The organism is Agrobacterium sp. LMR679, from assembly GCF_027157905.1.
Lineage (GTDB): Bacteria > Pseudomonadota > Alphaproteobacteria > Rhizobiales > Rhizobiaceae > Agrobacterium > Agrobacterium leguminum.
The window spans coordinates 2,518,813-2,538,589 of the sequence record NZ_JAPVOJ010000002.1; the positions used below are offsets into that span (position 1 = coordinate 2,518,813).

A 19,777-nucleotide genomic window follows, 5' to 3' on the forward strand; every position below is an offset into this window, starting at 1 on the left:
CTTTGTCAAGGGATTGCGAGGGGATTCTCAGGGCTTGCGCAGGTGTGGAAAAGCATCGCCGGTTTGTTTTCCTCCAAAACCGGGGTCTTCGAGAAATAAAAATCCAGGTGTCGGAAAGGCTTGAATTTCTGTTTCTTCAATCTTGCACTGCAATGCGGGATATATGTCCAATGCACAACGAACATGATTTTTCCGCTGCTGGCGACCGCCTTTCAACCTTCCCCGCTTTCTTCCGGGTCGAGGGGCGGCAGGTCGTTGTTTTCGGTAATGGCGATGAAGCCTTCGCGAAGGTAAGGCTTCTCGCCAATACCAACGCGCATATCGTTGCCTATGCCGATCAGCCGGAAGCCGATTTTGCCCGTTATATCAGCGAAAATGGCATCGATCGTCGGGCTTTGCCTTTCGCCGGTGCGTTGATCGAAGATGCCACGCTGGTCTTCGCCGCTACCGGTGATGAGGCGCTGGACCGTGAGATCGTCACCGTCGCGCGCGCCGCGAAAATCCCCGCCAATGCGGTGGATCAGCCGGAATTCTGCGATTTCTTCACCCCCGCGCTCGTCGCCCGCGCGCCCGTCGCCGTGGCTATCGGCACGGAAGGGGCAGGGCCGGTTCTTGCCCAGATGATCCGCGCCCGTATCGATCAGATGCTGTCGCCGTCGCTTGGCAAACTTGCGCGCCTTGCGGTGCAGTATCGCGATGCGGCCGAGGAGAACGTACCGAAGGGCGCCTTGCGGCGCAATTTCTGGCGGCGGTTCTTTTCAGGCGCGGTGGCGGATGCCGTTGCCGTTGGCGACACGCTCTCCGCCCGTCAGGCCGTCGACCGCCTGCTGCAATCGCCCGAACGCAGTGAAGGCCGTATCTGGCTTGTCGGCGCAGGACCGGGCGCTGAAGATCTGCTGACTCTGCGCGCGCAGCGCGTATTGATGGAAGCCGATGTGATCGTTTACGACGCGCTTGTGCCGCAGGCGATTGTCGATATGGGCCGCCGCGACGCCGAGCGCCTCTCCGTCGGCAAGCGCAAGGGCTGCCACAGCAAGTCGCAGGATGAGATCAACCGCCTGCTGGTGCGCCTCGGCAAAGATGGCAAGCGCGTCGTGCGCCTCAAATCCGGCGATCCGCTGGTCTATGGCCGGGCGGGCGAAGAAATGGCGGCGCTGCGCGAGGCGGGTATTGCCTATGAGATCGTGCCCGGCATCACGTCGGCCTTCGCCGCCGCTGCGGATTTCGAATTGCCGCTGACGCTGCGCGGTGTCGCTTCCTCGCTGATTTTCACCACCGGCCACGATCTGGCTGGCGATGTCCTGCCCGATTGGGCCCGGCTTGCCGTTTCCGGCGCCACTATCGCCGTCTATATGGGCCGCAGTGTTGCTGCTTCGGTCGCGAAGCGGCTGATCGACGCCGGGTTGGGTGTGGAAACCACGGTTGCCGTCATCGAAAACGCCAGCCGCGCGGATCGCCGCCTGCTGCATGGCACACTGAACGATCTGCCCGAGCTCGAACATCGCGATGAACTGACCGGCCCGGTCATGGTCATCATCGGCGATGCGGTGGCGGGCGCCAATTTTGACAGGTCCGAGGCGCTTGCATCGTCAGTGCGGCCGGTGGATTTCAAACGGGAGTATATAAATGGCTGACAAGGTTTTGACCGCCAACCGCCTGAGCGATGGCATCGCTGTCTGGCTCGATGCCAACGGGGAGTGGACGGAGAACCTGCAGGGCGCAATCGTTGCCCGCCATGCGGAGGCCGTCGCCTCGTTCGAGGAAATCGGCAAGCGGGATTTCTCCGCCAACAAGGTCGTCGATGTCGCCGTCATCGATGTCATCGAGGAGAACGGCAAGCTCTGGCCGACGCGTCTTCGCGAACGCATTCGCGCCGCCGGCCCCACCGTGCACTATGCCACCGGCTTCAAGCCGGCCGATGCAGCATTCATCGCAGTCTGAGGAAGAATATGTACCGTTACGACGAGTTCGATCACGCATTTGTTGAAGGCCGCGTGGCGCAGTTTCGCGATCAGGTCGAGCGCCGCCTTTCCGGCGAACTGGCCGAGGATGCGTTCAAGCCGCTGCGCCTGATGAACGGCGTCTATCTTCAGCTGCACGCCTATATGCTGCGCGTCGCCATTCCTTACGGCACGCTGAATTCGAAGCAGATGCGGATGCTGGCTCACATCGCCCGCAAATATGACCGGGGTTATGGCCACTTCACCACCCGTCAGAACATCCAGTACAACTGGCCGCGCCTTTCCGATACGCCGGATATCCTGTCCGAACTGGCGAGCGTGGAAATGCACGCGCTTCAGACGTCCGGCAACTGCATTCGCAACGTCACCGCCGATCATTTCGCGGGTGCGGCCGCCGATGAGGTCGCCGATCCGCGTCCCTATGCGGAAATCCTGCGTCAGTGGTCTTCCGTACACCCGGAATTCTCCTTCCTGCCGCGCAAGTTCAAGATCGCCGTCACCGGCGCCGAGCGCGACCGTGCCGCCATTCAGGTGCACGATATCGGCCTGCATCTGAAAAAGAACGACAAGGGTGAGATCGGGTTCGCCGTCTATGTCGGCGGCGGGCAGGGCCGCACGCCGATGATCGCCAAGAAAATCCGCGACTTCCTGCCGGAAGAGGACCTCTTGTCCTACACGACGGCGATCATGCGGGTTTATAACCTGCACGGCCGCCGCGACAATAAATACAAGGCGCGCATCAAGATTCTCGTGCATGAGACCGGTGCGGAAGAACTGGCCCGCCAGGTCGAGGTCGAATTCGCCGAACTCAAGAACACCGAGTTGAAGCTTCCGGATGCCGATATCGCGGCAATCACCGCTTACTTCGCGCCGCCGGCACTGAAGGACCGGCCGGAAGGCTGGGAAAGTCTGGCGCGCTGGAAGCGGGCCGATGAAGGCTTTGCCCGTTTTGTCGAGCAGAACGTCGCACCGCACAAGCATCCCGACTACGGCATGGTTACGATCTCGCTGAAGCCGATCGGTGGCATTCCGGGCGATGCGACGGACGAGCAGATGGAACTCGTCGCCGATATCGCCGCGGAATATGCCTTCGACGAAATCCGTATCAGCCATGAGCAGAACATCATCCTGCCGCATGTGGCGCTGGCCGATCTCGAGCCGGTTTATCGCGCGCTGGTAGGCGCTGGCCTCGCAACCGCCAATGCCGGGCTGATCACCGATATCATTGCCTGTCCCGGGCTGGACTATTGCGCGCTCGCCAATGCGCGCTCCATTCCGGTGGCGCAGGAAATTTCCACCCGCTTCGGTTCGCCCGAGCGTCAGGCGGAAATCGGTGAGTTGAAGATCAAGATTTCCGGCTGCATCAATGCCTGCGGCCACCACCATGTCGGCCATATCGGCCTGCTGGGTGTGGAAAAGAAGGGCGCGGAACTCTACCAGATCACGCTCGGCGGATCCGGCGATGAGAACACTTCGATCGGTGAAATCATCGGCCGTGGCTTCGAGCCGGAAAAAGTCACCGACGCCATCGAAACCATCGTCGACACCTATCTCGGGCTTCGCCTTTCGAAGGAAGAAATTTTCCTCGAAGCCTATCGCCGTGTTGGACCGCAGCCGTTCAAGGACGCGCTCTACGGTTCCGCTGCAGAAGCCGCCTGAGGAGAATGCCATGACGAAAATCTGGAACCGTGACGGCTTCGTGGAAAACGATCCCTGGGTGATCGAAACGGAAGAAGTGAAAGCGACGGCGGAGCAGAAGCCGGTGCTGCCGCTTGCCGATTTTCTGGTTCGCGCCGCCGAAAGCAACGATATCGGCCTCGGCGTTCTGATCACGCCCGCCGACGATGTGACGCGGCTCGGACCCTATCTCGACCGTATCGACCTTGTCGCCATAAGCTTCCCGGCCTTCAATGACGGTCGCGGGTTCAGCCACGCCTCGCTGCTGCGCAGCCGTCTCGGTTTTGCGGGCGAGGTGAGGGCGGTTGGCGACGTCCTGATCGATCAGGTGCCGCTGATGCTGCGCACCGGCTTCACCAGCTTTGCGGTGACGAACGGCACGGCCATCCGCCGCCTGTCCGAAAATCGCCTGCCGGAAATCCCGGTTTATTACCAGCCGACAGCCAAGCCGGCGAGCGGCGGCGAGGCCTATAGCTGGCGTCGCCGTGCGTCTCTATGACACGTTGCGTGGAAATATGAGTTTTTGATACATATTTCCTACGCACATGGCAGTATTGACATTCTCATGCCTTCAAACCGGAGCAAAAATGGTATAATTGCCCGGTCGGAGAATGTCGCATCGAATAAGAATGGACGGAACCTGAAATGAACGCGCCAGCCAAGACGGAAGATTTCGCGATCAAGATACCTGACGGTGTTTACGCCGAGACGGTTTTATCGGTGGAACACTATACCGACCACCTGTTCCGTTTCCGCATGACGCGCCCGGCCGGTTTCCGTTTCCGTTCCGGCGAATTCGCCATGATCGGCCTTATGGTCGGCGACAAGCCGATCTACCGCGCCTATTCCATCGCCAGCCCCGCCTGGGACGAGGAACTGGAATTCTTCTCGATCAAGGTTCCGAACGGTCCGCTGACATCGCATCTTCAGGCAATCAAGCCCGGCGATACCGTCCTGATGCGCAAGAAGCCGACAGGCACGCTGGTTCTGGATGCGCTGACGCCCGGCAGACGGCTTTACATGTTCTCCACCGGCACCGGCATCGCGCCTTTCGCGAGCCTTATCCGTGACCCGGAAACCTATGAGAAGTTCGAGGAAGTCATCCTCACCCATACCTGCCGCGACGTGGCCGAGCTGAAATACGGCTTCGATCTGGTCGAGGAAATCAAGAACCACGAATTTCTGAACGAGATCGTCGGCGACAAGCTCAAGCATTATGCGACCGTGACCCGCGAAGACTATCCTTTCAAGGGCCGCATCACCACGTTGATCGAAAATGGCAAGCTGTTTGCCGACCTCGGCGTTCCGGCCCTCGATCCCGCCATTGATCGTGGCATGATCTGCGGTTCCTCGGCCATGCTGAAGGACACCAAGGAGCTTCTGGAAAAGGCAGGTCTCAACGAAGGCGCCAACAACAAGCCCGCTGAATTCGTGATCGAGCGCGCTTTCGTCGGCTGACGCCGAATTTCCGATACAACCGAACAAGACAGGGGGCCGCGAGGCCTCCTTTTTGTTTTTAAGACGGGTTGAACGCTCCGGAACGGCAGAGCTGGAACATCCGGAGGCGATGGTGCGTTAGCGTTCGAACGAAACCAAATCGGCGAAATCGTCCAATGGAAAACAGAGAAACAATTCGCATGGCAATGATCGCCGTCACGGCAGGTTTTTTCGCGGCGATGCCCGCAGCGGCCGACGAAAGCACCTTTCTGTCGTCGCTGGAAGGTACGTGGACCGGTAAGGGAACGGTCATCACCCGGATCGGCATGCCGCCGATCAACGTGAATTGCACGCTCAACTCCGATGCGCAGGCGACGGCCTTACGCATGTCCGGCACATGCCGCGGACTTGTCGTGGTAAAACGCGCTATCGCCGCCGATCTCGCCGCCAGCGGCGCGCGTTACAGCGGCACCTATACCGGCCCTTCCGGCCGCCCTTCGGCGCTGGCGGGGAATCGCCGGGGAAACGCGATCAACCTCACGGTCCGTTGGAACCGTGAAATCAATGGTGACCGCGTCGCCGCGATGACCATTGAAAAAGTCGGCGATAACGGCTTGCGGCTGCGCACCACCGACAAGGACGGCAAAACCGGCAAGACGGTGGTGACGAGCGATATCCGGCTGGTGCGCTGACGGGTGGCGATGATACGGCGGCGGCGCTTCAGCTGAATTCCAGCAGCAATGGGCAATGATCCGAGACTTCAGGCTGTCTCACGACGTCGAAGTGATCGACCTTCACAGCCGGATTGACCAGCAGGTAATCCGCATATCTGTTCGGTTTGGCATAATGCGACGTCCGGGTATCAGTGAAACCGCGAGACGTAACGAGCTCAACAAGATTGAGCTCATTCAACACGGCGAAAGTCCTGCTGTCAGGCAGAACATTAAAATCGCCGCAGACGATGACCCGGTCGCCATCCTCCGCAATGTTTTTGACCAGTTGCACAAGACGTTTTGCCTGTTCCAGCCGGGCAGGCGTATCATGCTTGCCGTCGAGGTCGCGTAGCCCATGCATATGGGCAATGACGACAGGCTGACCGGCCGTGAAGTCGAAAACCCTGATGGCGTGGCCCGTGCGTGATCGCGGATGGTCGCCATATCCGTCAGCCGAAAAGACTCCGTGTACGAAACCCTGCGCCTGCGCAATGACGGGAATGGATTTGCGAACGAAGGTGGCGAGCCCCCATTGGGAAGAATATCGTGTCTCGCCCTGCCAGAGGTCGCCCCGCGCCGCGGGGCAAAATATCGCCACATGATCCGGCAAGGCCTCCGTGACATCGCGGAAAAAGTTCGCCCGCTGCGGCAGCTCTATGCCGTGATCGCGATAGCTCAGCCAATCCTGCGTGGCGGCCGGTGTGTGCACCACCTCCTGAAGGCATAAAATATCGGGGTCGGATGAGGCAATATAAGGAACGAGCTCGTCATGAAGCTTTCCGCCCCAACCATTCAGGCAAATCAGGCGCATTCCCACTCCATCCTCTTAACCGCCTCGACCTGTTTAGCATGGAGCGTGTGCGGATCAATCCTGCGCGGGAGTCGACCGCGCGGTTGCAAAGCTGACCGTAATGAAAAAGGCCCGGATCGCTCCGGGCCTTCCTATGTCGGTTTGCACCGATGTCTTACTCCGCCGCTTCGGCGTAAGCCTCCATCGGCGGGCAGGTGCAGATGAGGTTGCGGTCGCCATAGACATTGTCGATGCGGTTGACCGGCGACCAATATTTGTCGATGCGGAAGGCGCCGGGCGGGAAGCAGCCCTTTTCACGGCTATAGGGACGATCCCATTCGCCGACGAGGTCTTCCACCGTGTGCGGCGCGTTCTTCAGCGGGTTGTTGGTCTTGTCCGCACGGCCTTCCTCGATGTCGCGGGCTTCCTCGCGGATCGCCAGCATGGCATCGCAGAAACGGTCGATCTCCGCCTTGGTCTCGGATTCCGTCGGCTCGATCATCAGCGTGCCGGCCACCGGCCAGCTCATGGTCGGCGCGTGGAAACCGCAATCGACGAGGCGCTTCGCCACATCGTCCACCGTCACACCGCAGCTGTCAGCCAGCGGGCGGGTGTCGATGATGCATTCATGCGCCACGCGACCGGTCTCGGACTTGTAGAGCACGTCGTAAGCACCCTTCAGCCGCTCGGCGATATAGTTGGCGTTGAGGATCGCCACCTTGGTCGCCTGCGTCAGCCCTTCGCCACCCATCATCAGGCAGTAGCTCCAGGAAATCGGCAGGATCGACGGCGAACCGAAAGGAGCTGCAGACACCGCACCCTCACGACCGTCCGTCGCCGGATGGCCAGGCAGGTGAGGCGCCAGATGCGCCTTGACGCCGATCGGGCCCATGCCCGGACCGCCGCCGCCATGCGGAATGCAGAAGGTCTTGTGCAGGTTGAGATGCGAAACGTCGGAGCCGATATCACCGGGACGGGCGAGGCCGACCATGGCGTTCATGTTGGCGCCATCGAGATAGACCTGACCGCCATGTTTGTGGGTGATCTCGCAGATCTCGCGAACCGTCTCCTCGAACACGCCGTGGGTGGACGGATAGGTGATCATGCAGCACGAGAGGTTTTCCGCATACTGCTCTGCTTTTGCACGAAAATCATCGATATCGACGTCGCCGTTGTCGCGTGCCTTCACCGGCACTACCTTCATGCCTGCCATCTGCGCCGAGGCCGGGTTGGTGCCATGCGCGGAAGTCGGGATGAGGCAGATGTCGCGATGCGTATCGCCATTGGCGAGGTGGTAGTTGCGGATGGTCAGAAGGCCTGCATATTCCCCCTGCGCACCGGAATTCGGCTGCATGGAAAACGCATCGTAACCGGTGACCGAGCACAGCTTTTCAGAAAGATCGTCGATCATCTCCTTGTAGCCGAGCGCCTGATTGGCCGGCACGAAGGGATGGATGTCGGAAAATTCCGGCCAGGTGATCGGCAGCATTTCCGCCGTGGCGTTCAGTTTCATGGTGCAGGAACCGAGCGGGATCATCGAACGGTCGAGCGCCAGATCGCGGTCCGAAAGACGACGGATGTAACGGGTCATCTCGCTTTCGGCACGGTTCATGTGGAAGATCGGATGCGTCATGTACTGGCTGGTGCGCAGCAATTCCTTCGGCAGACGATAGTCCGGCGTAAAATCCGAGATCGAGAAATTGCCGCCAAAAGCACGCCAGACGGCCTCGAGCGTTGCCGGGCGGGTACGCTCGTCAAGGCTCATGCCGATCTTGGTGGCGCCGACCTTGCGCAGATTGACACCTTCCGCCACGGCCGAGCGCAGGATAACGCCCTGCATGTGGCCGACTTCGACGGTGATCGTGTCGAAGAAGGTTTCCGGCTCGATGGTGTAGCCAAGCTTTTCCAGTCCCTTGGCCATCAGCACGGCCTTCTGGTGGGTCTGCTGCGCAATCGCCTTGATGCCCTGCGGGCCGTGGAAGACGCCATACATCGAAGCCATGACGGCAAGCAGCACCTGCGCGGTGCAGATGTTGGACGTCGCCTTTTCGCGGCGGATGTGCTGTTCGCGGGTCTGCAGTGACAGGCGGTAGGCGCGGTTGCCGCGCGCATCGACGGAAACGCCGACCAGACGGCCGGGCATGGAGCGCTTATGCGCGTCCTTGACGGCCATATAGGCTGCGTGCGGACCACCATAACCGACCGGAACGCCGAAACGCTGCGAGGTGCCGATGGCGATATCCGCGCCCATTTCGCCGGGAGATTTCAGAAGCGTCAGCGCCAGAAGATCGGCGGCGACGGCGGCAATCGCGCCTGTCTGGTGCAGACGGGAAATCAGGCCGGAGAAATCGCTGACATGGCCGTGGGTGCCCGGATACTGGAAGATCGCGCCGAACACGTCGACCGGATCGAGATCAGTGAACGGGTTGCCGACGATCACCTTCCAGCCGAGCGGGGCCGCGCGGGTCTCGATCAGCGCGATGGTCTGCGGATGGCAATTGGCGTCAACGAAGAAGGCGGTCGCCTTGGACTTGGCAACACGCTGGCACATGGCCATGGCTTCAGCGGCGGCCGTCGCTTCATCCAGCAACGATGCGTTGGCAACATCGAGACCGGTCAGATCGGACACCATGGTCTGGTAGTTCAGCAGCGCCTCGAGGCGACCCTGGCTGATTTCCGGCTGATAGGGCGTATAGGCCGTGTACCAGGCCGGGTTTTCCAGAATATTGCGCTGGATGACCGGCGGCGTGATGGTGCCGTAATAACCCTGGCCGATCAGCGAGGTCAGAACCTGGTTCTTGTTGGCCGTCTCGCGAAGACGGTCGAGCGCCTCGCGTTCGGTCAGCGCGGCCCCCCAGGTCAGCGGCACCTTCTGGCGGATGGAGGAGGGAACGGTGGCGTCGATGAGCGCGTCGAGGCTCTTATAGCCGACGACTTTCAGCATCTCGGCCATTTCCGACGGCGACGGCCCGATGTGACGCCGGTTGGCGAAATCATAGGGCTGATAGTCGGTGAAATGGAATTCGGTGGGCGTCGTCATTACGCGATCAGCTCCTTGTAGGCTGCTTCGTCGAGCAGCGTATCGGCATCTGCGGCGTTGGAAAGCTTGAGCTTGAAGAACCAGCCGGCGCCCTGTGGGTCGGAATTGACCAGCGAGGGATCGTCGACGATGGCCTGGTTGATTTCCACCACTTCGCCATCCAGCGGACAATAGACATCGGAAGCCGCCTTGACGGATTCAACGGTTGCAGCATCGCCATCCTTGGCAAAGGTTGCGCCCACTTCCGGCAATTCGACGAAGACGAGATCGCCAAGCTGTTCAGCGGCGTGGCTGGTGATGCCAACGGTGGCGATATCGCCTTCGAACTTCAGCCATTCGTGTTCTGCGGTAAATTTCAGCATCGTGTTCTCTCCGGAGATGGGATGAAGATTATCGTTTATAGGTGGGCTTGATGAAGGGCAGGGCGGCGACGGTGACGGGCAGATATTTGCCGCGCACTTCTGCAAAAACAGCCGTGCCGGGAGCGGCGTGGGAAACGGGGACGTAACCCATGGCGACGGGACCCTCAACCGAAGGGCCGAAACCACCCGAGGTCACTTCACCGATTTCCGTCTTGCCTTCAGCATCCGCGAACAGCTTCGAATGGCCACGCACCGGCGCCTTGCCCTCGGGCTTCAGGCCGACGCGGCGGCGCGATGTGCCGTCTTTCAGTTCGCCGAGAATGCGCTCTGCGCCGGGAAAACCGCCCTCGCGGTCACCGCCAGCGCGGCGCGCTTTCTGAATCGCCCATTCGAGCGAGGCTTCGATGGGGGACGTGGTGGTGTCGATATCGTTGCCGTAAAGACAAAGGCCGGCTTCCAGACGCAGGCTGTCGCGCGCGCCAAGTCCGATCGGATCGCAATCGGGATGCTCTAGCAGCGCCTTGGCGATCTCTTCCGCCTTGTCGGCGGGTACGGAGATTTCAAAGCCGTCTTCACCGGAATAACCGGAGCGGGAGACGATGCAGGGCACGTCGTGCAGCGGCACTTCCTGCACATCCATGAATTTCATTTCCGAGACGCCGGCCCAGAGTTCAGCCAGAACGGCCTCAGCGCGCGGTCCCTGAAGCGCGATGAGCGCCCGGTCATCGAGAAGCGTGATTTCGCAGGCGTCGGAAAGATGCGCCTTCATATGGGCGACGTCGGCATCCTTGCAGGCGGCGTTGACGACGACAAAAAGATGATCGCCGCGATTGGTGATCATCAGGTCATCGAGGATACCGCCGTTTTCGTCAGTGAAGAAGCCGTAACGCTGGCGGCCTTCCTTCAGGCCGAGAATATCCACCGGCACCAGCTTTTCCAGCGCGAGCGCGGCATCTTCATTGTTGCCGGATTTCGCCTTCACGATCACCTGGCCCATATGGGACACATCGAAAAGACCGGCGGAGGTGCGGGTCTGGAGATGTTCCTTCAGAACGCCGGCCGGATATTGCACCGGCATGTCGTAACCGGCAAAGGGCACCATGCGGGCGCCAAGCGAAATATGCAGGGAATTGAGCGGCGTGATTTGAAGCTCGGCGGTATCGTCCAAGGACGCCTCCAGGGTTGCGCGAAATATCGCGCGGGCTCAGGTCATGGCGCGAAAAACGCACCGGGTTCAAGAGCCCCCTCTGTCCTTGTCGCCTGAGATTGTTATCCCTTCGGCGAGCCGTCCTTATGAAAGGTGGCTTCTCTCCAGAGTTCCGTCGTCACCGCTGGTCCTTTTGCCTGAGAGTTTCCGGGGCGGTTGCTCCTTCGGCACCGCAGTGAAGCGGTTTCTCCCAACAGTGATGCGACGCTCATTATCTGCGAAGCCCCGCTGTTGGCAAGGACCAAATGACGCATCTGAACAGATTCTTGCTCCATCTGCGCCATCGGCGCAGCGATCCGCGGCGATAGATGGCCTCGGCGGCTTTCTTCAGTCGGATTTTTTCTCCGGCAGGCCCTTGCGTTTGGTCGATGCGAAATCCTCAAGTTCCTTTTCCGTCATGGACTTCTCCATGCTTTTTGAAGCACCTTTTAAACTGGATTTCTTCGTTTCTCCGCGTTTGGCCGCCAGTGCGGCGCCCGCCGCTTTCTGCTGGGCCTTGGATTTGGCTGGCATTGTCGGGCCTCCCTTGGAACAATGGTTCCGGCAGGAAAATGCCGCCTGACATCGATTGTTCCCTTGCGACGGTCTGGCCTGCGGCAAAATTCCCCTTTGAAATCGGAGAGAAACAGGGATATCGCCTAGAACATGGACGCAAATCGAAAAAGACGGCTGATGGGGATGGAGAAAATGCTTCGCATTTTCTGCGCGACCCTGATGTTGTCCCTCGGCTTTGCCCACAAGCCGGCACTTGCCGTAGCCCCTGCCGTTGCGCTGGATGAGAGTTACCGGCTGCCGGACGGCACCTTTGCGGAAATCTGCCTTGGCCATGGCAACGGCGTCAATGCTTCCCATACCAGGGAAGGCCCCGTCCATTCCGGCGACGCCATCCTGTTTTGCGAGGCCTGCCTGCTGGCCTCGTCCATTCTTCTGCCGATGCCCGATACGGCTGGCTGGCTGAAGACTGAATTTGCCTGGCTCGACAACCGCCTGCCTGCGGAATGGAGCTTCCGCTCCGTGCTGACGATCCAGAAGCCCGCCGCGCGCGGCCCGCCATCCCTGTCCGCCTGATTTTTCGTTTTACGGGATCATCGCCGCCTTTGGCGGCACGGAGCGGCTGCGCGGACCCAGAGGGATGGCAGCCGCAGGGACAAGCAAATGAAAACCACCAAAATCATCACCTGCAGCCTTTTCGTCGCCTCGGTTTCGACCGCGCAGGCTTTCGCCCACGCCACATTCGTTGACGGTTCGGCCGAACAGGAAAGCACCGTCGTTGCCGCCCTCCAGGTGCCGCATGGCTGCGAAGGCGGGCTCGCCACCACCGAAGTGCAGATCAAGCTGCCGGAAGGATTCATTTCCGCCAAGCCCCAGCCGAAGGCTGGCTGGGAACTGGAGGTCATCAAGGGAGACTACCAGAAGGCCTATAAGAACCACGGCAAGGAGATCAAAAGCGGACCGGTCGAAATCCGCTGGAAGGGCGGCAACCTGCCGGATGAATTCTACGACACCTTCGCCGTACAGGGAAAAATCTCCGGTATAGAGGCGGGGCAGGACCTGCCATTCAAGGTAACGCAGCTCTGCGGCGACAAGGGCAAGGTTTCCTGGGACGAAGTGGCAGCGGCAGGCGTCGATCCGCATTCCCTGAAAAGCCCCGCTCCCACCATTCGCGTTGCCGCAAAGGCTGCGCATGCCGGCGGCCACGATCACTCGGCCATGGATATGGATGTCGTAAAGGCCGGCAGCCTCGAAGTGTCGGGCGGCACGACCAAGGCCATGCTGCCGGGCCAGCCTGTCGGCGGTGGATACGTGACGATCAAGAATGCCGGCGATAGCGACGACAAGCTGATCGGTGTCAGAATCTTCGTCCGCCGGACGTGCGGAAATCCATGAGATGGCCATGGTCAACGACGTCATGAAAATGCGCAAGCTGGATGACGGCATCGTCATTCCCGCCGGCCAGACGGTGGAGCTGAAGCCCGGCGGCCTGCACATAATGTTCTTCGATGTGAAGAAGCCCTTTGCCGAAGGCGACAAGGTGCCGGTGACGCTCATCTTCGAAAAGGCCGGCAAGGTGGAGATCGTGCTGTCCGCAGGCGCAGCCAAGGGAGGCGGCGACCACCAGCATAATTGACCGATGAAAAACGGCTACCGGAACGCGTGACAGGTCCGGTAGCCGCAAATTTTTATCTATCGTGTTTGTTCTTCAGCGCCGTGGCGGAAAACCAGGGTGGCATTCGCCCACGTGATTTTCCGGAACTCGGTCGCAAATCTCTAGAAGATCAGTCTGACACCAGGCTGAATGCGGGGATACCCCTATAGGGCGATAAACCGAAGAAACGACATTAAAATATCTATATATCCACCTGATCTATAAGTTACTTTCAGATTTCGAGGTGAAGCTGTTTTCCTCGTAGGCCTCCACGGCCTGCTCCAGTGTCGCCTGCGGCTCCTGGCGCTGGCTGCTTGCTATCAGGAAATAGAGGGTGAGGGCCGGCGGCTTGATCGTCGTCATCAGGCCCCTGAGCTGGAAGTCATCCCCGTGTTCGGCCTTGCGCGCCAGTTCGTGAATGGCCTCTTCAACCTCGCTCTTGCGCGGCACGCGTTGCGGCGGCTTCATGGCCTCCAGCGCATAGGCCGCTGTATTCGCGGAAACGGAAAGAACCTGTGTCATCGAACCTCCGGCCATCTTCGCCGACCCTGAAAAACCGTAGATTAACAGTTGCCTATTGTTGGAAGGCTAAATCGCACAGCTGCAATTTAATCGTATTTTAACAGCTCAAAGCGCCGGGCAAAGGGGTTTCGCCGGCGGTTCCCATGGTCTAAAAATGTCCTGGACCGTCCGGTCCGACGATTTCTTCCGGAGACACAATTCCCCATGATCAATATCGCCCTTGTCGCTGCAGGCGGCGCAATCGGTTCCGTGTTCCGTTATCTGGTCGGGGTCTGGAGCGTGCGGTTGGCCGGACCGAATTTTCCCTGGGGAACCCTTGCCGTCAATGTGGTCGGATCTTTCCTGATCGGTCTGCTGGTCGAGCTTGTGGCGCGGCGGCTGAACGCTTCGATGGAAGTGCGCCTGTTTCTCGTTACCGGCGTGCTTGGCGGGTTCACCACATTCTCGTCCTTCTCGCTCGACGCGGTCGCGCTGTTCGAACGCGGCGCGCTCGGGCTTTCTGCCGTTTACGTGCTTGCAAGCCTTGCGGTTTCCATCGCAGCGGTTTTCGCCGGGCTGGCCTTGGGCCGCAGTTTGTTCTAAAGGCTTGGTCCAAACGGCGCGCCAGAGATGCGAGCGCGCGATCAGGACAGAAAGACTGGAAATTTCATGGTAGGTATCGAGCATATCAAGGTCGGGGCCGACGAGGCCGGTATGCGCCTCGATCGCTGGTTCAAGATTCATTATCCGGGACTTGGTTTCGGGCAGTTGCAGAAGCTTCTGCGCTCCGGCCAGGTGCGTGTGGATGGCGGCCGGGTGAAGACGGATGCACGCGTGCAGCCGGGACAGATGGTGCGCGTACCGCCGGTCGATTCCGATCTCAAGGTCAAGAGCGGCCCGATCGGATCGAAGGACCTCAAACATTCCGAAGATGGCGAGCTTCTGGCGCGCATGCTCTTGCATGAGGACGACAAGGTGTTCGTTTTCAACAAGCCGGCTGGCATTGCCGTGCAGGGCGGCTCCGGCGTCACCCGCCATATCGACGGGCTGCTGGAAGCCTGGACCAACCAGAAGGGCGAAAAGCCGCGTCTGGTGCACCGCCTCGACCGCGATACGTCGGGCGTGCTGGTGGTTGCCCGCACCCGCGGTGCAGCGCAGAAGCTGACCGCCGCCTTCCGCGAACGCGATACCAAGAAGACCTATTGGGCGCTGGTCAAGGGCGTGCCGCGCAAACATCAGGACAAGATTTCCACCTGGCTGGTCAAGGAACAGACCATGGATGGCGATCGCATGCGTATCGCCAAGCATGGCGAGGAGGGCGCCGATCACGCCGTTTCTTATTACCGCGTCATCGATACCGCCGCGCAGAACCTCGCCTGGCTGGAAATGGAACCCTATACCGGCCGCACCCATCAGCTTCGCGTGCACGCGCTGCATATGGGCCACCCGATCATCGGCGATCCGAAATATTATATCGAAGATCCGAACTGGGATTTCCCGGGCGGCATCCAGAAGCGCCTGCATCTTCACGCGCGCCATATCGACATTCCGCATCCGAATGGCGGCCGGCTTCGGGTCAGCGCACCCCTGCCGCCGCATATGGTACAGACCTGGAACCTGCTCGGTCTCGACGTGGCCGATGGCGATAGGGAAGACTGACAGCCCATGAAACTGGTTCTTTTCGATTGCGACGGCACGCTGGTGGATAGCGCCGGCCTGATCCATGCCGTCATGTCCGATACTTTCGCCGATTTCGGCAAACCGCGCCCCGATATCTCCGAAACCAAGGCGATCATCGGTCTGACGCTGGATATCGCCATCGCCCGCATGCTCGGCAAGCCGCATGTGGATGACGAAGCGAAAGCGATGACGGAACGTTACAGGGAAATCTATCATCCTCTGCGGGAGCGGCCGGAAATGACCGTGCCGCTTTTCGACGGTATCGCCACGCTGATCGATACGCTTTCGAAACGCGACGATGTGCTGATCGGCGCGGTGACAGGCAAGGGCCGGCGCGGTCTCACCCATATCCTCCAGACCCACGGCCTTGCCGATCACTTCATCGTTTCGCGCACGGCGGATGATTGCCCCTCCAAGCCGCATCCGGCCATGGTGATGGAATGCTGCCATGAAACCGGCATGGTTCCGGCCGATACTGTCGTTGTCGGCGATGCGATCTACGACATGCAGATGGCCAAGGCTGCGGGCGCGAAAGCAATAGGCGTCGCCTGGGGTTATGCCTCGGTCGACGATCTCTGGAAGGCGGGCGCCGATGCGGTCGTCAGCCACCCGCGCGAAATTCCGGCCTATGTTCCGGCCGATATTCTTGAATAACCTTTCTATCCGACTGACGAGGACGTGCCATGCGTGATCTCCTGAACGACCTTTCGGAGGGCCTGAGCCATCCCGACCCAATCCTGCGCGCGCAGATCCAGATGCAGAAACCTTTGCCGAAACGGTTCTACAAGGATGTCACCGTCGGCGAGGCGGAGGAGGGCGGTTTTACCATCCTTCTCGATGGCAAGCCGCTGCGCACTCCCGCCAAGAAGCCGCTGACCGTCCCGACGCGCGCGCTGGCGGAACTGCTTCGCGATGAATGGGATGCCCAGAAAGAAGTGGTGAATCCGGTGGTCATGCCCGTTTCTCGGCATGTGAACACGGCCATTGATGGCGTCGCCAACGATACGCAGGCTGTTTTTGAGGACATACTTCGATTTTCCTCTTCCGATCTCCTCTGCTATCGCGCCGGCGATCCGGAAGCGCTGGTTGCGCGCCAGACGGACCATTGGGATCCGGTTCTGGACTGGGCGGCCAATGTGCTCGGAGCGCGCTTCATTCTCGTCGAAGGCGTGATGCATCAGGACCAGCCGCGCGAGGCCATCGCGGCTTTTGCGGTAACGCTGAAGAAATACGACACACCGATTGCGCTTGCCGCTCTCCACACCATGACATCGCTGACCGGCTCCGCCATTTTGGCGCTGGCGCTGGCGGAAGGGGAACTGACGCTGGAGGAAGCCTGGGCGCTTGCCCATCTGGACGAGGACTGGACCGCCGAGCAATGGGGCGAGGACGAGGAGGCGCTGGAGCGCCGCGCCGTCAGGCTTGTCGACATGCGGGCGGCCCTCAATGTTCTGGAGTCCCTGAAGAGCGCTCCTTAACGCTTTTCTAACCCTGATGATCGAATATGCGGTTACCTCACGTTAGGGGAGCCGCTGATCATGACCACCTCGTTGAAACGCCTTGGCATTCTTGTGCTGGCGTGTTTCACGCTCATGTCTTTCAGGCTGGAACCGGAAGCGACCAATACTGACCGGCTGCTTTACGATGTGCGCGGCGCATTCGTCGCCGCACGCCCGGATGTCGCTCCGGCGCTGATGCAGTCCATTCACGCGCAGGTGCAGAATGCGATCAAAACCACGGCGCGTGGAGAAACCCGGCCGCGCGTGGTGCTGACCATCCGTCTCGCATCCGTTACACGCGGCCCGTTCCTGTTCGGGGAAAGGGCGTCAGCCAAGGTCATCGTCCGCGCCGCCGCCGTTGCGACGGGAGAGGTGATCGCGGAAGCCAAATTCACCGCCACCGTCGTCAGCTTCGACGACCAGTCGATAGAGCAGGAACTTGCCTATGGCGTCGCCGAACGCGTGATCCGCGAATTCAGGCTCAGCCGGCCTGGCCCGACGACGCTGGCGACGGCTCTATTTCCATAAGCAGGACACAGAAGGCCAGCGCGTGACGCCTATTCGTCCGCATTTCAGCTTCAGAAATATTTCAAGCTTCAATTACGCGCATCTCCGGTACCCTTAAGCTCACATACGTCGCGTATATGGAATTGACATGCGGCGCGTATGTAACTATCTGGCATACGTAACGTATGTAAATGGCCGTCCGAAGCCTCTTTTAAAGAGCAATGCTTCTCGGCGTCCATGACCAATCAGCCAAAAGAGAGATGCACAATGACCGCACGCGAAGCAATTTTCCCCGCTAACAGGCATGCGCTTTACGAGGAGCATGGCTATTCCGCAGCTATCCGATCCGGCGACCTTCTTTTCGTTTCCGGCCAGGTCGGCAGCCGTGCCGATGGAACGCCTGAACCTGATTTTGAACGTCAGGTCCGGCTGGCCTTTGAAAACCTGAAGGCCACGCTTGCGGCAGCGGGCTGCACCTTCGACGATATCGTGGATATAACGACGTTCCACACGGATCCGGAAAACCAGTTCGGAACGATCATGACCGTCAAGCAGGAGATTTTCAGCCAAAAGCCTTACCCGAACTGGACGGCTGTCGGCGTCAACTGGCTTGCCGGCTTCGATTTCGAGATCAAGGTCATTGCCCGCATCCCGTAATGTCAGGTTAAATCTGCAGCGGCGGCGCTTACAGGGCGCCGCCAGCTTGCCTCTCCGTTCTTAACCCAGCCGCTCCGCATGCCACTTCAAATGGTCATCCATGAAGGTGGAGATGAAATAATAGGAGTGGTCGTAGCGCTCATGCATGCGCAGCGTCAGGCCGATATCCGTGCCCTTGACCGCTTCTTCGAACAGCCAGGGGCGCAGGCCCTTTTCAAGGAAACTATCGGCCTTGCCCTGATCGATCAGGAACTCGGGAAAACGCGCACCGTCCTCGACCAGCGCACAGGCGTCGTATTGACGCCATGCGGCCTTATCCGCGCCGAGATATTTTTCCAGCGCCGGCTCGGACCAGTCGGCCGAAGAGGGCGCCACGATCGGCGCAAAGGCGGAGCAGCTCTTGAAACGCCCGGGATTCTTCAGCGCAATGGTCATCGCGCCGTGGCCGCCCATCGAATGGCCGAAAATGCCCTGGCGGCTCATATCCGCACGGAAATGCTGGCCGATGAGGGCGGGCAGTTCTTCCGTCACATAGCTGTACATCCGATAGTGCTCGGACCAGGGCTCCTCTGTGGCATCGAGATAAAATCCGGCGCCCTTGCCCATCTGCCAGTTGGTCAGTTCATCCGGCACATCATTGCCGCGCGGACTGGTATCCGGGCAGACGACGATCAGCCCGAGTTCGGAGGCCATGCGGCGATATTCGCCCTTTTCCATGACATTGGCGTGGGTGCAGGTGAGGCCGGAAAGATACCACAGGACAGGGCAGGGCTCGTGGATCGCCTTCGGCGGCACATAAACCGCAAAGCTCATCTCAGATTTCAGGGTTTCCGATGTGTGCGAAAATACGCCCTGCATGCCGCCAAAGGCCGTATTCTGCGAAATAATGTTCATGAAGCCATTCCTTGTGAAATTTCCCGGTTCAGCCCGCAAGCGAGACGGCTGCATTGACCGCCGCCGCCACCAGAACCGTGTTGAAGAAGAAAGAAACGATGGAGTGCAGCAGCGTGACCTTGCGCATGGCGGTCGTGGTTATCCCCACATCCGACGTCTGCGCCGTCATGCCGATCACCACGGCGAAATAGAGAAAGTCGTAACCGCAGGGTTCCTTCGTGCCCGGAAAATCCATGCCGCCGCGATGCTGGCGTTTGCCGTCCACCATGGCGGGCCGCCAGTAAAGATGGGCGTAGTGCAGGGCGGTCATGGTGTGGATGGTCAGCCAGCCGAAGATCACCGAGGCGAAGGCGATGAGCAGCGTCCAGACCGTTTCGCCCGTATGGTTGAGGGCCTGAAACAGCGATACTACCGCGACTGCAACGGCAAGCAGCGTAACGGCGATGATGGCGACCGCAGGCAGGTCGTCGCTATCGGCATGGGCCTTCAGATGCTGCGCCGTCAGGCCCGACAGACGAAAGGCGATAAGGGTGAGATAGGTCAGGAAGAACAGAACGGCCGCGATCTCTATCGCCAGCGGCGGCGCAAAAACCAGCGCCAGGCCAAGGCTCGCGGCGCCGACCAAAAAGGCAATGACGAAAGGTTGATGGCGGCGATAGCCGTTGCTTTTCATATTGGCCGGGGTCATGGGCGGCACCTTTCCGTT

At 60.1% G+C, this 19,777-nt stretch carries 21 protein-coding genes, 1 pseudogene and 1 riboswitch; of the genes and pseudogenes, 14 read left to right on the forward strand and 8 right to left on the reverse strand.

All coding sequences use genetic code 11. The annotated features are described in order from the left end of the window. The first annotated feature begins 170 nt into the window (after positions 1-170). The 6 genes from cysG to O3W47_RS22990 all read left to right on the forward strand — a co-directional run bounded on the left by cysG (position 171) and on the right by O3W47_RS22990 (position 5,767). Complete coding sequence (cysG, locus tag O3W47_RS22965) at positions 171-1,634, forward strand: siroheme synthase CysG (RefSeq protein WP_269314655.1); 1,464 nt, start codon at positions 171-173, stop codon at positions 1,632-1,634. After that, on the forward strand, positions 1,627-1,941 hold the full coding sequence (locus tag O3W47_RS22970; RefSeq protein WP_003521341.1) for a DUF2849 domain-containing protein: 315 nt from the start codon (positions 1,627-1,629) through the stop codon (positions 1,939-1,941). Before cysG ends, O3W47_RS22970 begins: the two co-directional genes overlap by 8 nt. A gap of 8 nt (positions 1,942-1,949) precedes the next feature. Continuing rightward, the gene (locus tag O3W47_RS22975; RefSeq protein ID WP_003521340.1) at positions 1,950-3,620 is read left to right on the forward strand and encodes a nitrite/sulfite reductase; all 1,671 of its coding nucleotides are present in this window, start codon (positions 1,950-1,952) and stop codon (positions 3,618-3,620) included. Between the two features lie 10 nt (positions 3,621-3,630). Then, positions 3,631-4,137, forward strand: coding sequence for a DUF934 domain-containing protein (locus tag O3W47_RS22980; RefSeq protein ID WP_080817093.1), 507 nt, complete (start codon positions 3,631-3,633; stop codon positions 4,135-4,137). 146 nt (positions 4,138-4,283) lie between these two features. Further along, positions 4,284-5,096 (forward strand): ferredoxin--NADP reductase, encoded by an 813-nt coding sequence (locus O3W47_RS22985; protein ID WP_080817092.1) that lies wholly within the window; start codon positions 4,284-4,286, stop codon positions 5,094-5,096. A 179-nt stretch (positions 5,097-5,275) separates the two neighbouring features. Beyond that, entirely contained in the window at positions 5,276-5,767 is a 492-nt protein-coding gene (locus tag O3W47_RS22990; RefSeq protein WP_120947584.1) for a hypothetical protein, read from the forward strand. 28 nt (positions 5,768-5,795) lie between these two features. Here the strand turns inward: O3W47_RS22990 and O3W47_RS22995 are convergent, their stop codons facing one another. From O3W47_RS22995 to O3W47_RS23015, 5 genes are all read right to left on the reverse strand, one after another. Beyond that, a complete protein-coding gene (locus O3W47_RS22995; RefSeq protein ID WP_269314656.1) occupies positions 5,796-6,599 on the reverse strand; it encodes an endonuclease/exonuclease/phosphatase family protein in 804 nt (267 codons plus the stop codon). Between the two features lie 154 nt (positions 6,600-6,753). Beyond that, positions 6,754-9,618 (reverse strand): aminomethyl-transferring glycine dehydrogenase, encoded by a 2,865-nt coding sequence (gene gcvP, locus O3W47_RS23000; protein WP_269314657.1) that lies wholly within the window; start codon positions 9,616-9,618, stop codon positions 6,754-6,756. After that, positions 9,618-9,980, reverse strand: a complete 363-nt coding sequence (gcvH, locus tag O3W47_RS23005; RefSeq protein ID WP_046800190.1) for a glycine cleavage system protein GcvH — start codon at positions 9,978-9,980, stop codon at positions 9,618-9,620. The genes gcvP and gcvH overlap by 1 nt, the downstream gene beginning before the upstream one ends. A gap of 28 nt (positions 9,981-10,008) precedes the next feature. Further along, a complete protein-coding gene (gcvT, locus tag O3W47_RS23010) occupies positions 10,009-11,148 on the reverse strand; it encodes a glycine cleavage system aminomethyltransferase GcvT (RefSeq protein WP_269314658.1) in 1,140 nt (379 codons plus the stop codon). Positions 11,149-11,302: 154 nt separating this feature from the next. Then, positions 11,303-11,390: riboswitch (glycine riboswitch) on the reverse strand. Positions 11,391-11,514: 124 nt separating this feature from the next. Further along, the gene (locus O3W47_RS23015) at positions 11,515-11,700 is read right to left on the reverse strand and encodes a DUF3008 family protein (RefSeq protein ID WP_065655407.1); all 186 of its coding nucleotides are present in this window, start codon (positions 11,698-11,700) and stop codon (positions 11,515-11,517) included. A gap of 174 nt (positions 11,701-11,874) precedes the next feature. Between O3W47_RS23015 and O3W47_RS23020 the strand changes: the two genes are divergently transcribed. Together O3W47_RS23020 and O3W47_RS23025 are read left to right on the forward strand one after the other, a co-directional pair. Then, complete coding sequence (locus O3W47_RS23020; RefSeq protein WP_269314659.1) at positions 11,875-12,255, forward strand: hypothetical protein; 381 nt, start codon at positions 11,875-11,877, stop codon at positions 12,253-12,255. Positions 12,256-12,342: 87 nt separating this feature from the next. Further along, positions 12,343-13,315 (forward strand): annotated as a pseudogene (locus tag O3W47_RS23025) (copper chaperone PCu(A)C). Positions 13,316-13,552: 237 nt separating this feature from the next. Here the strand turns inward: O3W47_RS23025 and O3W47_RS23030 are convergent. Continuing rightward, complete coding sequence (locus O3W47_RS23030) at positions 13,553-13,855, reverse strand: hypothetical protein (protein WP_035239747.1); 303 nt, start codon at positions 13,853-13,855, stop codon at positions 13,553-13,555. 204 nt (positions 13,856-14,059) lie between these two features. On the opposite strand from O3W47_RS23030, the gene crcB reads away from it, so the two are divergent. The 6 genes from crcB to O3W47_RS23060 all read left to right on the forward strand — a co-directional run bounded on the left by crcB (position 14,060) and on the right by O3W47_RS23060 (position 18,177). Further along, positions 14,060-14,437 carry a fluoride efflux transporter CrcB gene (gene crcB, locus O3W47_RS23035; RefSeq protein ID WP_269314660.1) on the forward strand — a complete coding sequence of 126 codons (378 nt, stop codon included), beginning with the start codon at positions 14,060-14,062 and terminating at the stop codon, positions 14,435-14,437. 66 nt (positions 14,438-14,503) lie between these two features. Next, a complete protein-coding gene (locus O3W47_RS23040) occupies positions 14,504-15,493 on the forward strand; it encodes an RluA family pseudouridine synthase (RefSeq protein ID WP_269314661.1) in 990 nt (329 codons plus the stop codon). Positions 15,494-15,499: 6 nt separating this feature from the next. Continuing rightward, positions 15,500-16,168 (forward strand): HAD family hydrolase, encoded by a 669-nt coding sequence (locus O3W47_RS23045; protein WP_269314662.1) that lies wholly within the window; start codon positions 15,500-15,502, stop codon positions 16,166-16,168. Between the two features lie 29 nt (positions 16,169-16,197). Beyond that, positions 16,198-16,992, forward strand: a complete 795-nt coding sequence (locus O3W47_RS23050) for an ATP12 family chaperone protein (RefSeq protein WP_269314663.1) — start codon at positions 16,198-16,200, stop codon at positions 16,990-16,992. Between the two features lie 60 nt (positions 16,993-17,052). Next, positions 17,053-17,541: a hypothetical protein gene (locus O3W47_RS23055; protein WP_080817084.1), complete on the forward strand. Its 489-nt coding sequence runs from the start codon at positions 17,053-17,055 to the stop codon at positions 17,539-17,541. Positions 17,542-17,787: 246 nt separating this feature from the next. Continuing rightward, on the forward strand, positions 17,788-18,177 hold the full coding sequence (locus O3W47_RS23060) for a RidA family protein (protein WP_080817083.1): 390 nt from the start codon (positions 17,788-17,790) through the stop codon (positions 18,175-18,177). Between the two features lie 60 nt (positions 18,178-18,237). On the opposite strand, the gene fghA is transcribed toward O3W47_RS23060, so the two are convergent. Then, positions 18,238-19,071 carry an S-formylglutathione hydrolase gene (gene fghA / locus O3W47_RS23065; protein ID WP_137451986.1) on the reverse strand — a complete coding sequence of 278 codons (834 nt, stop codon included), beginning with the start codon at positions 19,069-19,071 and terminating at the stop codon, positions 18,238-18,240. A 28-nt stretch (positions 19,072-19,099) separates the two neighbouring features. After that, a complete protein-coding gene (locus O3W47_RS23070; RefSeq protein ID WP_127756056.1) occupies positions 19,100-19,759 on the reverse strand; it encodes a DUF1345 domain-containing protein in 660 nt (219 codons plus the stop codon). Positions 19,760-19,777 lie beyond the last annotated feature (18 nt).

What these genes read in the sequence shown, in the direction of transcription:
- crcB (WP_269314660.1), top strand. Translation starts at nt 14,060, where the DNA reads ATGATCAATATCGCCCTTGTCGCTGCAGGCGGCGCAATCGGTTCCGTG.
- O3W47_RS23040 (WP_269314661.1), top strand. Translation starts at nt 14,504, where the DNA reads ATGGTAGGTATCGAGCATATCAAGGTCGGGGCCGACGAGGCCGGTATG.
- O3W47_RS22970 (WP_003521341.1), top strand. Translation starts at nt 1,627, where the DNA reads ATGGCTGACAAGGTTTTGACCGCCAACCGCCTGAGCGATGGCATCGCT.
- cysG (WP_269314655.1), top strand. Translation starts at nt 171, where the DNA reads ATGCACAACGAACATGATTTTTCCGCTGCTGGCGACCGCCTTTCAACC.
- O3W47_RS22995 (WP_269314656.1), bottom strand. Translation starts at nt 6,599, where the DNA reads ATGCGCCTGATTTGCCTGAATGGTTGGGGCGGAAAGCTTCATGACGAG.
- O3W47_RS22975 (WP_003521340.1), top strand. Translation starts at nt 1,950, where the DNA reads ATGTACCGTTACGACGAGTTCGATCACGCATTTGTTGAAGGCCGCGTG.
- O3W47_RS23020 (WP_269314659.1), top strand. Translation starts at nt 11,875, where the DNA reads ATGCTTCGCATTTTCTGCGCGACCCTGATGTTGTCCCTCGGCTTTGCC.
- O3W47_RS23070 (WP_127756056.1), bottom strand. Translation starts at nt 19,759, where the DNA reads ATGACCCCGGCCAATATGAAAAGCAACGGCTATCGCCGCCATCAACCT.
- gcvP (WP_269314657.1), bottom strand. Translation starts at nt 9,618, where the DNA reads ATGACGACGCCCACCGAATTCCATTTCACCGACTATCAGCCCTATGAT.
- O3W47_RS23050 (WP_269314663.1), top strand. Translation starts at nt 16,198, where the DNA reads ATGCGTGATCTCCTGAACGACCTTTCGGAGGGCCTGAGCCATCCCGAC.
- O3W47_RS23030 (WP_035239747.1), bottom strand. Translation starts at nt 13,855, where the DNA reads ATGACACAGGTTCTTTCCGTTTCCGCGAATACAGCGGCCTATGCGCTG.
- O3W47_RS23015 (WP_065655407.1), bottom strand. Translation starts at nt 11,700, where the DNA reads ATGCCAGCCAAATCCAAGGCCCAGCAGAAAGCGGCGGGCGCCGCACTG.
- O3W47_RS23045 (WP_269314662.1), top strand. Translation starts at nt 15,500, where the DNA reads ATGAAACTGGTTCTTTTCGATTGCGACGGCACGCTGGTGGATAGCGCC.
- O3W47_RS22990 (WP_120947584.1), top strand. Translation starts at nt 5,276, where the DNA reads ATGGCAATGATCGCCGTCACGGCAGGTTTTTTCGCGGCGATGCCCGCA.
- O3W47_RS23060 (WP_080817083.1), top strand. Translation starts at nt 17,788, where the DNA reads ATGACCGCACGCGAAGCAATTTTCCCCGCTAACAGGCATGCGCTTTAC.
- fghA (WP_137451986.1), bottom strand. Translation starts at nt 19,071, where the DNA reads ATGAACATTATTTCGCAGAATACGGCCTTTGGCGGCATGCAGGGCGTA.
- O3W47_RS22985 (WP_080817092.1), top strand. Translation starts at nt 4,284, where the DNA reads ATGAACGCGCCAGCCAAGACGGAAGATTTCGCGATCAAGATACCTGAC.
- O3W47_RS22980 (WP_080817093.1), top strand. Translation starts at nt 3,631, where the DNA reads ATGACGAAAATCTGGAACCGTGACGGCTTCGTGGAAAACGATCCCTGG.
- O3W47_RS23055 (WP_080817084.1), top strand. Translation starts at nt 17,053, where the DNA reads ATGACCACCTCGTTGAAACGCCTTGGCATTCTTGTGCTGGCGTGTTTC.
- gcvH (WP_046800190.1), bottom strand. Translation starts at nt 9,980, where the DNA reads ATGCTGAAATTTACCGCAGAACACGAATGGCTGAAGTTCGAAGGCGAT.